Origin of the sequence: Acinetobacter sp. SAAs474 (assembly GCF_032823475.1) — a bacterium.
Lineage (GTDB): Bacteria > Pseudomonadota > Gammaproteobacteria > Pseudomonadales > Moraxellaceae > Acinetobacter.
The window spans coordinates 181,863-196,713 of record NZ_CP127915.1 but is presented as its reverse complement, the minus strand read 5'-3'; the positions used below and the strand labels follow the sequence as shown (position 1 = coordinate 196,713).

15 protein-coding genes are annotated in these 14,851 nt (G+C 38.4%); 10 read left to right on the top strand and 5 right to left on the bottom strand.

The genetic code is table 11. The features are described 5' to 3' along the window. Positions 1–70: 70 nt before the first annotated feature. From thrS to QSG86_RS01920, 5 genes are all read left to right on the top strand, one after another. Complete coding sequence (thrS, locus tag QSG86_RS01940) at positions 71–1,993, top strand: threonine--tRNA ligase (protein WP_317029964.1); 1,923 nt, start codon at positions 71–73, stop codon at positions 1,991–1,993. A 5-nt stretch (positions 1,994–1,998) separates the two neighbouring features. Next, complete coding sequence (gene infC, locus QSG86_RS01935; protein ID WP_317032637.1) at positions 1,999–2,550, top strand: translation initiation factor IF-3; 552 nt, start codon at positions 1,999–2,001, stop codon at positions 2,548–2,550. Positions 2,551–2,899: 349 nt separating this feature from the next. Then, the gene (locus QSG86_RS01930; RefSeq protein WP_317029963.1) at positions 2,900–3,517 is read left to right on the top strand and encodes a glutathione binding-like protein; all 618 of its coding nucleotides are present in this window, start codon (positions 2,900–2,902) and stop codon (positions 3,515–3,517) included. Positions 3,518–3,580: 63 nt separating this feature from the next. Beyond that, positions 3,581–3,877, top strand: a complete 297-nt coding sequence (locus QSG86_RS01925) for a hypothetical protein (protein ID WP_317029962.1) — start codon at positions 3,581–3,583, stop codon at positions 3,875–3,877. Continuing rightward, complete coding sequence (locus QSG86_RS01920; RefSeq protein WP_317029961.1) at positions 3,874–4,311, top strand: YqaA family protein; 438 nt, start codon at positions 3,874–3,876, stop codon at positions 4,309–4,311. Before QSG86_RS01925 ends, QSG86_RS01920 begins: the two co-directional genes overlap by 4 nt. Positions 4,312–4,448: 137 nt before the next feature. Here QSG86_RS01920 and QSG86_RS01915 read toward each other — a convergent pair whose 3' ends face one another. Together QSG86_RS01915 and QSG86_RS01910 are read right to left on the bottom strand one after the other, a co-directional pair. Beyond that, complete coding sequence (locus QSG86_RS01915; RefSeq protein WP_317029960.1) at positions 4,449–5,177, bottom strand: TonB family protein; 729 nt, start codon at positions 5,175–5,177, stop codon at positions 4,449–4,451. A 143-nt stretch (positions 5,178–5,320) separates the two neighbouring features. Continuing rightward, positions 5,321–6,571, bottom strand: coding sequence for an MFS transporter (locus QSG86_RS01910; RefSeq protein ID WP_317029959.1), 1,251 nt, complete (start codon positions 6,569–6,571; stop codon positions 5,321–5,323). Positions 6,572–6,788: 217 nt separating this feature from the next. Between QSG86_RS01910 and rpmI the strand changes: the two genes are divergently transcribed. Further along, on the top strand, positions 6,789–6,983 hold the full coding sequence (gene rpmI, locus QSG86_RS01905) for a 50S ribosomal protein L35 (RefSeq protein WP_004278281.1): 195 nt from the start codon (positions 6,789–6,791) through the stop codon (positions 6,981–6,983). An 11-nt stretch (positions 6,984–6,994) separates the two neighbouring features. Beyond that, entirely contained in the window at positions 6,995–7,354 is a 360-nt protein-coding gene (gene rplT, locus QSG86_RS01900; RefSeq protein ID WP_317029958.1) for a 50S ribosomal protein L20, read from the top strand. A gap of 81 nt (positions 7,355–7,435) precedes the next feature. Here rplT and QSG86_RS01895 read toward each other — a convergent pair whose 3' ends face one another. Next, a complete protein-coding gene (locus QSG86_RS01895; protein ID WP_317029957.1) occupies positions 7,436–8,440 on the bottom strand; it encodes a hypothetical protein in 1,005 nt (334 codons plus the stop codon). A 169-nt stretch (positions 8,441–8,609) separates the two neighbouring features. Between QSG86_RS01895 and pheS the strand changes: the two genes are divergently transcribed. The 3 genes from pheS (at position 8,610) to QSG86_RS01880 (ending at position 12,400) form a co-directional block, all read left to right on the top strand. Then, on the top strand, positions 8,610–9,590 hold the full coding sequence (gene pheS, locus QSG86_RS01890; protein ID WP_317029956.1) for a phenylalanine--tRNA ligase subunit alpha: 981 nt from the start codon (positions 8,610–8,612) through the stop codon (positions 9,588–9,590). A gap of 135 nt (positions 9,591–9,725) precedes the next feature. Beyond that, the gene (pheT, locus tag QSG86_RS01885) at positions 9,726–12,107 is read left to right on the top strand and encodes a phenylalanine--tRNA ligase subunit beta (protein WP_317029955.1); all 2,382 of its coding nucleotides are present in this window, start codon (positions 9,726–9,728) and stop codon (positions 12,105–12,107) included. After that, positions 12,104–12,400, top strand: a complete 297-nt coding sequence (locus QSG86_RS01880; protein ID WP_317029954.1) for an integration host factor subunit alpha — start codon at positions 12,104–12,106, stop codon at positions 12,398–12,400. The genes pheT and QSG86_RS01880 overlap by 4 nt, the downstream gene beginning before the upstream one ends. A 96-nt stretch (positions 12,401–12,496) precedes the next feature. Here QSG86_RS01880 and QSG86_RS01875 read toward each other — a convergent pair whose 3' ends face one another. Both QSG86_RS01875 and rho read right to left on the bottom strand, forming a co-directional pair. Then, positions 12,497–12,742, bottom strand: coding sequence for a hypothetical protein (locus QSG86_RS01875; RefSeq protein ID WP_317029953.1), 246 nt, complete (start codon positions 12,740–12,742; stop codon positions 12,497–12,499). Between the two features lie 718 nt (positions 12,743–13,460). Next, a complete protein-coding gene (gene rho / locus QSG86_RS01870; protein WP_317029952.1) occupies positions 13,461–14,729 on the bottom strand; it encodes a transcription termination factor Rho in 1,269 nt (422 codons plus the stop codon). Between the last annotated feature and the right edge of the window lie 122 nt (positions 14,730–14,851).

Below are 14,851 nucleotides of genomic sequence, written 5' to 3'. Positions count from 1 at the left end.
GTCTCCCTCGATCATAATCTCGCGGTGATATGCTCCATGGTACGGGGCATCACTCCTTAAGGATTTTAATATGCCAATTATTACCTTGCCTAATGGCGATCAAAAACAGTTTGATCAAGCTGTCTCTGTAATGGAAGTTGCACAGAGCATTGGTCCAGGCTTAGCAAAAAATACACTTGCAGGCCGAGTAAATGGCCACTTAGTGGATGCTTGTGATTTAATTACAGAAGATGCGACTGTACAAATTATTACGCCAAAAGATGATGAAGGGATCGATATTATTCGTCATTCATGTGCGCATTTAGTTGGACATGCCGTTAAGCAACTTTTTCCTGAAGTGAAAATGGTAATCGGACCTGTCATTGAAGATGGTTTCTATTACGATGTATTTAGTCCTAAACCATTTACGCCAGAAGACATGCAGGCGATTGAAGAGCGAATGAAACAGCTCATCGATCAAGATTATGATGTCATTAAAAAAATGACGCCACGTGCAGAGGTCATCAAGCTATTTACCGAACGTGGTGAAGATTATAAATTACGTCTAATTGATGATATGCCAGATGAAACTCAGATGGGTTTATATTATCATCAAGAATATGTCGATATGTGTCGTGGTCCACATGTCCCAAATACTAAATTTTTAAAATCATTTAAATTAACTAAGATGTCAGGTGCGTACTGGCGTGGTGATGCGAAAAATGAGCAATTACAACGTATTTACGGTACTGCTTGGGCAGATAAAAAACAATTAGCAGCTTATATCAAACGCATTGAAGAAGCCGAAAAGCGCGATCACCGTAAAATCGGTAAAGCCTTAGACCTATTTCATATGCAAGAAGAAGCACCGGGTATGGTGTTTTGGCACCCAAATGGTTGGACCATATACCAAGTTCTTGAACAGTATATGCGTAAAATTCAGCAAGACCATGGTTATCTTGAAGTAAAAACACCACAAATTGTTGATTTTTCTTTATGGGAACGATCAGGTCATGCGGCTAACTATGCAGAAAATATGTTTACAACGCATTCGGAAAGCCGTAACTATGCTGTAAAACCTATGAACTGCCCATGTCATGTGCAAGTATTTAATCAGGGTTTAAAATCCTATCGTGATTTACCGATCCGTTTAGCTGAATTTGGTTCGTGTCACCGTAATGAGCCTTCAGGTTCTTTACATGGCATTATGCGTGTACGTGGTTTTACCCAAGATGATGCACATATTTTCTGTACGACTGAGCAAATTGGTAAAGAAGTTGCTGATTTTATTAAGTTAACGTTGGAAGTATATAAAGATTTTGGTTTTGAAGACGTACAAATGAAGCTGTCAACACGTCCAGAAAAACGTGTTGGTGCAGATGAACTTTGGGATGTTGCTGAAAAATCTTTAGCTGATGCATTAGATGCTGCAGGACTCGAATGGCAAGAGCAACCTGGTGAAGGTGCATTCTATGGTCCAAAAATTGAATTTTCACTGAAAGATTGCTTAGGTCGTATTTGGCAATGTGGTACTATTCAGTGTGACTTTAATTTACCAGAGCGTTTAGATGCATCTTATGTCACAGAAGATAACGAGCGTGATCAACCCGTGATGTTGCATCGTGCAATTCTTGGCAGTTTTGAACGTTTTATTGGTATACTTATTGAGCACTATGCTGGATTTATGCCACCATGGTTGGCACCAGTTCAAGTATGTGTCATGAATATTACTGATTCCCAAGCACACGCATGTGAATCAGTGGTCGCTCAACTGAAGGAAAATGGAATTCGCGCAATTTCAGACTTGAGAAATGAGAAAATCGGCTTTAAGATTCGTGAACGTACATTAGAGCGTATTCCTTACTTATTGGTGCTTGGAGACCGAGAAGTTGAGGAAGGTACAGTAAACGTACGTACACGCTCAGGAAAAAATTTGGGTACTATGTCAATCGATGCTTTCGTTGACTTAGTGAAAGTAGCCGTTGCCGAACGCGGCCGGTACATTGTGGAGTAACAGCGATTAAACAGCCTGACCGTAATCAACAGGGCGGTAATAAATCAAACCGTCCTGCCTTGAATGATGAAATTCGTGCGAAAGAAGTTCGTCTTGTTGACGAAAATGGTGAGCAAAAAGGTATCGTAAGCTTGGCAGAAGCTTTACGTGCTGCAGAAAGTGTCGATCTTGATCTTGTTGAGATTGTTGCGAATACAGAACCACCAGTCTGTAAGATCATGGACTTTAATAAGCATTTGTTTGATTTAAAACAAAAGCAAAAAGAAGCGAAGAAAAAACAACATCAAGTGCAGGTGAAAGAAATCAAGCTCCGCCCTGCGACCGATGTTGGTGATTATAATGTGAAATTACGTGCCATCATCAAATTTCTTGAAGAAGGTAACAAGGTTAAAATCACACTTCGTTTCCGTGGTCGTGAAATGGCGCACCAACAATTGGGTCTTGCACAATTACAAAAAATTGAAGCTGATGTGGCTGAGATGGGTGTAGTTGAGCAGGCACCCAAAATGGAAGGTCGCCAAATGGGAATGTTACTTGGCCCGAAAAAGAAAAAGTAAGATTTTCATGATATAAAAAAGCACTGCATTGGCAGTGCTTTTTTTATTTATAGGCAGTTTGCTGAATAATTTTCGGTATTGGATGATTTTTAGTCGATTCTATTCTCAACGATCTGAAGTTGTATGTTGCTGATCGTGATATCTTGACCATCATCTTTTGCTGATCATAAGATAAAGTATTGATTGAATTGCTAAGATTAATATTTTTATACAATAAATACTGTTTTTATTTAACATAAACTCAATATACTCGATGCTTGAGTATGAAATAAATTGTATGTTTTTACCTGTTTCGCATAATTTTTAAGATCAGTTATGCTATAAAGAAATAAAATGAAAAGGATAATCCATGATTGATTTATATTATTGGGGTACACCCAATGGCTTGAAGATCACTATTGCTTTAGAAGAAATGGATTTAGATTATCAAATTTTTCCGATTAATATTTTAGAAGATGATCAATTTCAACCTGATTTTTTAAGAATATCGCCAAATAATAAAATTCCTGCAATTGTGGATCAAGATGGACCACAGCATCAGCCTATTTCAATATTTGAATCGGGTGCAATTTTACAATATTTAGGACGTAAGACTGGAAAATTTTATCCCGAGCATGAACAAGCCCGTGTTGAAGTTGAGCAATGGTTAATGTGGCAAATGGCAGGATTTGGTCCTATGTTGGGGCAAAATCACCATTTTAGTCGTTTCGCACCTGAGCGGATTAAGTATGCTACTGATCGTTATGTCAATGAAACTAAAAGGCTATATGCTGTTCTTAATCAACAGTTGATTGGGCAGGCCTATGTTGCTGGAGAATATTCGATTGCGGATATGGCGATTTTCCCTTGGGTCGATCGTTATGAATGGCAACAAATTGATTTAAATGATTATCCACATGTTAAGGCTTATCGAGATCGAATTGCTGCACGTCCAGCTGTGCGTAAAGCGATGGCAATAGCAATTTAAGTTTGTGTCGCTATGTTAAGATTGAAAATCATCTGGATGATGATTTTTTAATTGGATAATGACATGAAAGATTTTTTGCTTAATTTTACCCGTATTGTAGAGGCTAATCCTCAAATATATTGGAGTATTATTTTAAGTATTGCACTATGCCTGATTTTATTTGTCATCGAAGCAGTTCATGTGCAACATATACTTGAAATTTTAACGACATCGGACCAAACTCGTTTAAAACAAGCGATTGATCCTATTACACAGCGCTATACATGGGCACGGATTGTGATTGTGATTGGTGCTGTTATTTGGTCGAACTATGCGTATTTAGAAACCAAGAAAAAACTCGGGTTATCTGCTGCCAAATGAGTTTATTATTGTTGTTTATTGCCGCATTTGGTGCCGCAACATTATTACCATTGCAATCAGAAGCTGTTTTAGTGGCTTTATTTATTCAAGATCATTATGCAGTGTGGTTATTAATTGTGATTGCAAGTATTGGTAATATTTTAGGCTCATGTGTTAATTGGTACTTAGGCGTCAAAATTACCGCTTATAGAACTAAAAAATGGTTTCCAGTTTCCGAAAAACAGTTGTTGCGCGCACAAAATATATATCAAAAATATGGTTTTTGGTCATTATTACTGAGTTGGGTCCCGATTATTGGTGATCCAATTACTTTAATTGCAGGTTTATTTAAAGAAAACTTTCTACGATTTTTATTGATGATTAGTTTAGCCAAGTGTGGCCGTTATATTTTTATTTATCTTTCTTTTTCGGGTTTTGCGACCTTATCTGAATAGGCCATATTCAGACAGCGTGATCCAAAATATGGTGGCTAAAGTAATGGTGGATATATGGATTAAGTTTAAAATAGCATTCTATTTTAGCGCTTGATATTCACTCTTTTTAGCCAACCGTATCTATGATGGATTAAGTACTAACAATGTTTAAACGTAATATAGTCTTTGAAAGTTGATTTCTTATATAGCCATAATGTACTGATACTACGTTTGACATGAATTTGACTGTTTAAGATGGCTTGTCGTACTTTTTGATCTAAATCATAGTTGCCTGAGCCTTGAATGATGTCAACCTTTTTTACTTGTCCAGCACGACCTACTTTAAATTTAAATGCAATGCTTCGATCATGATTTTTTAAATCATCCCGAGTTAATGTGATAGAAGGTTGTTGTTGATACTGAAAAGCTGTTTTTTCGGCACGATTTTGTGCCAGCCAATTTTGTGATTGAAAACTTAAATTACAGTTCTCTTCATGCTCATCTGGTAATCTGAGTTGAAATGTTTGATAGCCAATCATGGCAACAGGTACTTCATTTTGTATGGGTGGGTTCACCTTGGCATGACGTACAGCAGTTAATAAAATTTGATCTAATGCTGCTAAACCGCTACTTTCTTGTGTGGTTGCCTTGGTGATTTGACCAGTTTCATCTGCATGAATGCGAATGATTGCTGTACGATTTTGCCCATCTAAATCTTGAGCTGTATATTGTGGTTGTGGAAATTGCGTCCATGAAATACGTGTTGTTAAGTGAGCAGGTAATGCCTCACTTTTTTGGATTTTTAATTGATTAACTGCGGTTGTTGCACTATGGCTAGTGTGTGTCCCTAAAGCGAATAAAAGTGCGAGATAAAAAATAGGTTTCATAGTGATAATCTTGGTTAAGTTGGGTGATAATCATTTAAATTATTGAGGGATCTGATGCTTGATCTTCACCAAGATAAGCGATCCCTTAGAATTATGACATTGATTTCGCAAGACAAGTTTAAAAGTAATATTTTGATAACGATTTAGCGTTGTCCTTGGGTGATATCGAGATGAAATAAAGCTTTGGTTTTACGCCAGCTTATAGCAACAACCAATAATGTGACACTACCACCAACCAGTGTTGCTAAAATGGTTCCCATATATTTGGCTGCCAAGCCTGACTCGAATGCGCCTAATTCATTACTGCTCGATACAAACATGCCATTGACTGCTGCTACACGGCCACGCATATTTTCAGGAGGATAAATTTGTAAAATAGTTTGGCGAATCACAACAGAAATACTATCACATGCACCTGTCAGCGCCAGTGCGACTAATGACAGCCAAAGATGATCAGATAAGGCAAATAGAATTGTAAATACTCCAAAACCTGCAACAGCCAATAGCATATTTCGCCATGCATGTTGTGTTGGTGGAAATTTAGTTAGTGCAATCATGGTCACTAATGCACCAATCGATGGTGCGGCACGTAAATAACCTAAGCCTTCAGGTCCTACCTTTAAAATATCTTCAGCAAAAATAGGCAGTAATGCAATAACTCCACCAAATAAAACGGATACCAGATCCAAAGAAATTGCCCAAAGTACAATTTGAGTTTTCCAAATAAAACGAAAACCATCTCCTAAACTTTGTAGCAGGTCATGACTGTCAATTGGTGGAAATGTTCTAGCACTGAGTAAATTTATTAAAATAAAACATATTGTAAGCAGAATAGCGACGGCCCATAAACTGGTTTCTTTTCCCAGCCCTGCCAACATAAATCCACCTAAGACGGGACCAATAATGACGCCACTTTGCCATCCAATGGTGGTCCATGTCGCACCATTAGCGTATAACTGACGTGGAATTAAAAAAGGTTTTAATGATGTTGCTGATGGGTTATAAAAGCCGCGAATGGTACCCAGTACAAATACAACAGCATATATTCCCCATGACAAGCTTGCTAGACTAATATGTTGTAGACTATGTTGATGAAATAACCACCATAAAATTAAGGGCATTGGCATAGCAAAAAATAAGCATATTTTCATAATGGTTTGCTTATTAAAGCGATCTGCAAAATAGCCACCCCAAAGTGATAATGCAATAAAAGGAATCGCTTCAGCTAAACCAATGAGGCCAAGTGTAAGTGGATCTTTGGTCATTTGATAAAGTGTATAAGCGACAATAATTTCTTGAATCAAGATTGCTAAGGTAAGACAAAATTGATTCAGGGTAATAATAGAAAAATCCCGATATCTTAGTGCTGCAAAAGCGTCCTGTGCTGTTTTCATAGATGAATTATGTGATGGAGATATAGGATTATACGATTTAATTTAGAATCCATGTTTGTTCTGTGTTTGAAAATATGACGTGAGCTGAAGTTAAAAAGCGTGTTTTAAATAAGCGCTTTTGTTTTAAGTAAAGATGCATTAGAATACTCGCTCCCTTACCTGCAGGTCGTTTTGCAATGGTGCAGACGTTCCGAACAGGTGTTCAAAAGAGGTTGTTATGCCTAAGATGAAAACTCGCCGTGGTGCAGCAAAGCGTTTTAAAGCTACTGCTAACGGTTTTAAGCGTAAACAAGCGTTCAAACGCCACATTTTGACCAAAAAATCTGCTAAGCGTATTCGTCAATTACGCGGCTGTGTAATGGTTCACGTGAGTGACGTTGCTTCAGTTCGCCGTATGTGCCCGTACATCTAAGGAGATTATAAATGGCTCGTGTAAAACGTGGTGTACAGGCTCATCGCCGTCACAAAAAAATTCTTGCTCGCGCTAAAGGTTACTATGGTGCTCGTTCACGTGTTTATCGCGTAGCGTTCCAAGCAGTAATCAAAGCTGGTCAATATGCTTACCGTGACCGTCGTCAGAAAAAACGTCAATTCCGTGCTTTATGGATTGCGCGTATTAATGCTGGTGCGCGTTTAAATGGTTTGTCATACAGCCGTATGATTGCTGGCTTGAAAAAAGCACAAGTAATTATCGACCGTCGTGTACTTGCAGACATCGCTATGCATGATGCAGTTACATTTGCTGCTTTAGCTGAAAAAGCAAAAAGCGCATTAGCTGCATAAGGCGAGATCGCATAAAAAGAAGACCGCGTTTAGCGGTCTTTTTTTATTGATATTAAGCATCAAATAACAACGTTACAAATGTTATAGTCCGAAATAATAGCCAATAATACAAATAATAATGGTAATAATAATGAGGGTAAATGCACCTGATTTGCTGGAAATTTGAGGGTCCTTAAATTTCTTTTTATGTGTTGTCGTACTTAATGGTGTTTGATCATCCAATGGATTATGTAATGTAATCGGGGTGAGTTGAGCGTTTTGATAATGATTTGCCGCTTTAACAATAAATTTAGCGTACAAGTCATCTAGCTTCTGATTAAAATGATTGAGTAATTGCACATGATCATGATTAGCTGATGATTGATGGATTTGATGTTCTACAAAATACGATAAGGCTTCCAGACGTGTCAGTGTACGATGTGCATAATCGGCTGAATAATTGGTCGGAAGTAGCGATTGAGCTTGTTGCTGATGGATATCGGTTTCGGATAAGGGATATTGCAGCCCTGAGTAAGGTTGATCAAGTACTGGAGGTTCAGTAAAGCCTTGGGCTGCACTGTGATTAAATAACTCTTTATCCATATAGTCTTGAATATCATCCCAGTTAGGTGAGTCTAAATCTGTTTGTATCCGTTTAAATAATTTAGGATTTAAGTCGTAACGCCAAAAAACTTCTTGTCTGACTGGGCTGGTTTGACTTTGAGGTGCCTCATAATCATTATCTGCACTATACCATTCAGCTAATTCTTTGCCTAAAATCCATGCATATTTATTTTTCTCATGATGACTTACGATAAAGTGTGGAAATGCCAGTAATTCAATATTTGGATTTGGATTATGCTCCTCATTTAGCAGTGTCGATCGATGTAGGCTAATACGTTGACATCCTTGCTTTTTTAAACCTTCTAGCCAAATTTGAAAATGTTGTGCTAATAGGTGTTGTGAAAGTAAGTCTCTGAAATAAAAACAATGTTGATTAAAAATAGCGTGATTGAGCCAACTTTGAAAGCCCAGATTCTGTTGTAAATATTCATTACCATAGGTTACTAACGTAAGCTGTTGTTTCCAAATTTGATCGAGTGCCATTATTGATGATCTCTTTAAATTTATTTTAAATTTCTTTATATCTTATACGTTTTCGTCTAAAAATGACTAATTCAATTTTCCTTAATATGAAACTTCAACAAAATAAGCAAAAACTGTTAGAATAAGCGGTTTTAATTAAATTTCTAACTTTGTTGCTTTGAGAGTTACTATGTCACTGGAAGCCCTGACCACAGAAGCGCTTGCTGCAATTGCAGCAGCTGAAAACCTTGCTGCACTCGATCAAGTACGTGTGCAATTTACAGGGAAAAAAAGCCAGCTAGCTGAACAATCGAAGGCACTGGGTAAAATGGACCCTGAAGCGCGTAAAGTTCAAGGTGCTGCTATTCATGCTGTACGTGAAGCAATTAATACAGCATTAACTGAGCGTCAATCAGAATTACAACAAGCTGCATTAGAACAAAAACTTGCAAATGAAACGATCGATATTAGCTTACCAGGTCGTGGCCAAAGTGTTGGTAGTATTCATCCTGTAACACAAGTGCAAGACCGAATTTGTCAGTTTTTTACTAAGGCTGGTTTTAGTGTTGCAACAGGCCCTGAAGTTGAGGATGATTATCATAACTTTGAGGCCCTTAATATTCCTGGTCATCATCCTGCACGTGCAATGCATGATACGTTCTATTTTGATGCAACCCATTTGCTTCGTACCCATACTTCAGGCGTACAAATTCGTACCATGGAAACCCAGCAACCTCCGATTCGAATTGTTTGCCCTGGTCGAGTGTATCGTTGTGATTCAGACCAAACACATTCGCCGATGTTTCATCAAATTGAAGGGCTTTATGTTGCAGAACATACCAGTTTTGCAGAATTAAAAGGTTTGTTGGTCAACCTATTAAACGAATTTTTTGAAAAAGATCTCACTGTACGTTTTCGTCCATCTTATTTTCCATTTACAGAGCCGAGTGCAGAAGTTGATATCATGGATGAACGTGGCAAATGGTTGGAAGTACTAGGCTGTGGAATGGTGCATCCAAATGTTTTACGTGCAGCAGGTATTGATCCAGACCGCTATACAGGTTTTGCATTTGGTTTGGGCGTTGAGCGTTTTGCAATGCTGCGTTATGGCATTAATGACTTGCGAATGTTCTATCAAAATGATGTGCGTTTTTTACGCCAGTTTGCTTAATACAGTTAATGTATTTATGACTGATGGTGACTTTACATGCATGACAATGCCTCAGCATTAATCTGAGCAAGATTGCTCTATTGGTGAAAATGTCATTCATACAGCGGTTTAAAAATTATTCATAGGTTTTTATAAATGAAAATTAGCGAAAATTGGTTGCGCACATGGGTGAATCCCGCAATTGATAGAGAGACATTATCTGATCAACTGACCATGTTAGGTTTAGAAGTTGATGAACTGTCACCTGCCGCAAAACCTTTTACTGGTGTTGTTGTGGGTGAGGTATTAACCGTTGAGCAGCATCCAGATGCTGACCGTCTACGTGTTACTACAGTGAATATTGGTACAGAGACACCATTACAAATTGTATGTGGTGCACCGAATGTACGTGCAGGTATGAAAGCACCGGTCGCAACCATTGGCGCGGTATTGCCTGGTGATTTTAAAATTAAAAAAGGTAAGCTACGCGGTATTGAATCTCAAGGTATGCTATGTGGTGCATCAGAGATTGATTTAGAAGATAAAATTGATGGTTTATTAGAGTTACCCGTCGATGCACCGGTTGGGGTTGATATTCGTGAATATCTAGATCTAGATGATCACGTGATTGATATTAGTATTACACCTAACCGTGGTGATTGTTTTAGTATACGTGGGATTGCTCGTGAAATTGGTGTCATTAATCAAATTACGCTCACCCCACCAGATATTCAAGACGTCGCGGTAACGCTTACTGATACAAAGCCAATTGTGATTGAAACAGAAGGTTGCCCACGTTATTTGGGGCGTGTCATTAAAAATGTAAACACTCAAGCCGTAACACCGGTTTGGATGGAGCGTGCATTGGCACGTTCAGGCATTCGTCAGCATAGTATTTTGGTTGATATTACCAACTATGTATTAATGGAACTGGGACAGCCATTACATGCGTTTGATGGTGCCAAAGTGCAGGGTACAGTTCATGTACGTCAAGCGACCACTGCTGAAAAACTGTTGTTATTAAATGATCAGGAAGTTGAGTTATCTGAAGATGTGATGGTGATTGCTGATGATGAAAAAGCATTGGCGATTGCGGGTATTATGGGAGGATTGGCATCATCAGTGACCGATGAGACCCAAGAAATTTTCCTAGAATCGGCATTCTTTGCACCCCTACATATAGCAGGTCGTGCACGTCGCTTTGGTTTACATACCGATGCATCACAACGTTATGAGCGTGGGGTTGATTTTGAATTACCTATGCTGGCGATGCAGCGAGCATCTCAATTAATTGCAGCACTTGCCGGTGGTGATTTTGGTCCGATTATTATTGCTGAGCAACCTGCATTATTACCAAAGCGTGAAATGATTGAATTACAACAATCACAAGTAGATCAACTGCTGGGCTATGATATTGCCGCTGACTTTATTACGGAAAGTTTAACGCGTTTGGGTTGCACTGTGCATTTAACAGCAGCAGGCAAATGGCAAGTACTGCCACCGTCACATCGCTATGATATGGTGATTTATCAAGATCTTATCGAAGAAATTGCACGTATTCATGGTTATGATAACATTCAAATGAGTCTGCCTGTGATTGATGTGAAGTTTGCTAAACATCAAGATCAATTTGAACTGGCTGCATTACGTCAAACCTTAGTGACTTTGGGTTATCAAGAGGCAATTAGCTTTAGCTTTGCTGATTTAAAACTTGAAAAACAATTAAATCCAGATGTACATCCTTTGGCTTTGGCTAACCCGATTTCTAGTGATTTGGCGGTGATGCGTTCAACCTTGTTGTCGAGTCTCGTGCCGTGTGTGCAATATAATATTAACCGTCAACAAGGTCGTGTACGCTTTTTTGAGCTTGGCTTACGTTTTGAGTATCAGAATGCGCAAAATATTACTGAATTAAAACAGATACCCACATTGGCAATGATTGCATTGGGATCAAAAGAAAGTGAATCATGGCATGGCAAACCAGTGCCTATGGACTTTTTTGATTTAAAAGGTGATATTGAAGCTTTATTGACGGCTGCACGTGTAAAAGCAGATTTTGTACGTTCGACGCGTACTTGGTTGCATCCAGGGCAATCTGCTGAAGTTTTCGTGGATGGAGTATCTATTGGCTATTTTGGACGATTACATCCATCGTTAGAAAATGAGCTCGATTTAGGTGTAACCTGGGTAGCCGAGCTGGATCAACAGGCGATTTTGCAAACTTTTGTATCTAGTTTTACAGAATTATCACGTTTTCCATCGGTTAGACGTGATATTGCAGTTTTAATTAATGATAAGATTGCAGTTAGAGAAATTCAGCAATTAATCGAAACAACTGGCGGTGCATTATTAGATTCAAGCTGGTTGTTTGATGTATATACCGGACAAGGTGTAGAAGATGGCAAGCGTTCTTTAGCATTTGCACTTCTATGGCAACATCCAACACGTACATTAGAGGATGCTGAAATTAAAACTGGTATGGATAATATTCTCCAGGTTTTAGAAAACACTTATCAAGCGACATTGAGGGCTTCATGACAGCATTAACAAAAGCAGAAATGGCTGATCATTTAAGTGAGCTCACGAGTTTAAATCGACGTGAAGCGAAACAAATGGTCGAATTATTCTTTGATGAAATTAGCCAGGCGCTAATCTCAGGCGAGCAAGTCAAACTTTCTGGATTCGGTAATTTTGAGTTGCGTGACAAACGTCAACGTCCGGGACGTAATCCTAAAACAGGCGAGGAAATTCCAATTTCTGCTCGTCGTGTTGTGACTTTCCGTGCTGGGCAAAAATTTCGTCAACGTGTAGGGAGTGAACAGATCGATTGATCTGTTGCTCTGCTAAACTTTATAGATTTATCTATAAAGTTTAGCCAAAAAAAAAGAGAACGTAAGTTCTCTTTTTTTTGGCTAATAATCGTAAGATTATTTAGCAGCAGCTTGAGAAGCAGGAGCAACTTCAACTGTTTCAGATACTACAACTTCAGATGCAGCGTCTTTAGCGTCAGAAGCAGCTTCAGAAGCAACAACAGTGATCGCTTCAGAAGCAACAGCTGCTTCAGAGGTAGCTTCAGATGCAGCTGTATCAGTAGCAGCTTCTTTTTTAGCACAACCAACGAAAGCTAAAGTAGTAGCAACTGCAGCAGCAATAGCGATTTTTTTGAATAACATAGCATCACTCTCTAAAATATGAGATAAAAAAAAACCTACGTTAGCCTGTTAAGTGCTTTTATTATTCCTAAATTTGTTAGGCAGTAACAATGCAGGAGCAGTCTAACTGGTCTGCGGATATGCTACCACTGAGTTTTTTTAATAGCTACTGTTTCATGAAGAAAAACTGAGAAATTTGAAGAAAAATAGGGCTTTTTTTAACAGAAAATAACAATTAAGAGCGGCATTTATATTGGCTAAATGCAATATAACCCCCTAAAAATATAGGTTTTTTTTGAAATTATTTTTTATAATCATTAACTTAAAAAGTAAGTTGAGATAAAAAACACTAAATTGTATCTTTGTGTAAATGGTGTCAACCAAAAGCAAAAATAAGCGTTAAAAATAAAGTTATTGTTTATTTTATCACCATGCAATAGTTAAGCTTAATAAGGTGTAATGTAATCATGCTAAAAGGGTGATGAAGTGCGGATAAAATTTTAAATTATTTAATTTATATTTATAATGGCGACTATTTTGACTGGCGCGACGGTGTAGCAGTGTTGATTTACAACTCAGTATGATGAGAATATTTTTAGAGATGATAGACGCTGAAAATGTGATGTGACATTCAATGCTTTAATGTGGATATCATATTACAAAAAAACCGAGTTCATGTCTGAACTCGGCTTGATAGCAGAGAGATGAGCACAATCCTCATCCATCATAATTGGGTGATTTAGTTGGATGCCTTGCGTCGCATTTGATCAAAGAAGTCATCATTGGTTTTGGCCTCTTTCATGCGATCTAATAGGAATTCCATTGCAGCAAGTTCATCCATTGGATGAAGTAATTTGCGTAGAATCCAAACTTTACGTAATTTATCTTCATCCATTAGGCGTTCTTCACGACGTGTGCCTGATTTCTTGATATTCATTGCAGGGAAAACACGTTTCTCGGCAATACGACGATCTAAGGTAATTTCTTGGTTGCCTGTTCCTTTGAATTCTTCATAGATCACTTCATCCATCTTACTACCTGTTTCAATTAAGGCAGTTGAAATAATGGTCAGTGAACCACCTTCTTCAATGTTACGGGCAGCACCAAAGAAACGTTTAGGGCGTTCTAAGGCGTGGGCATCCACACCCCCTGTTAATACTTTTCCTGAAGATGGAATAACCGTGTTATATGCACGTGCAAGACGGGTAATCGAATCGAGTAGAACCACAACATCTTTTTTATGCTCAACCAGACGTTTGGCTTTTTCAATTACCATTTCAGCAACTTGAACATGACGTGCTGGTGATTCATCGAAAGTCGAAGCAACGACTTCACCACGCACAGTACGTTCCATTTCGGTTACTTCTTCAGGACGTTCGTCAATCAGTAACACAATCAGAATCACTTCGGGATTATTGCGTACAATCGATTGTGCAATGCTTTGTAATAGCATTGTTTTACCAGCTTTTGGTGGGGCAACAATAATTGAACGTTGGCCTTTACCAATCGGTGCGATTAAGTCCACCACACGTGCAGTTAAATCTTCAGTTGAACCATTGCCGAGCTCCATCACCAATTGTTCGGTTGGAAAGAGTGGGGTAAGATTTTCAAAAAGAATTTTATTGCGTGAATTTTCTGGCGTATCGTAATTAATTTGATTGACTTTTAATAACGCAAAGTAACGTTCGCCTTCTTTTGGTGGGCGAATAGTTCCTGTGATGGTATCACCAGTACGTAAATTAAAGCGACGAATTTGGGAAGGACTGACATAGATGTCATCTGGGCCTGCTAAATAAGAGCCAGCAGCTGAGCGAAGGAAGCCAAAGCCATCTGCCAAAATTTCCAGAACGCCATCACCAAAAATCTCTTCGCCATTCATTGCATGACGCTTTAATATGGCAAAAATAATATCTTGCTTACGGTTACGTGCCATTCCTTCAAGGCCCATAAACTCGGCAATCTTGATGAGTTCGCCAATCGGTTTTTTCTTGAGTTCGGTTAGATTCATATTTGGTCAGATAGAATTAAAATTCTGAGATACAGGTTAGAAAGGAAGCAACAATAGGCCGCAGACGTACAAGAAAACGAAAGTAATTGATTTGCACAATAACAATCCAGAGTACTGAGATA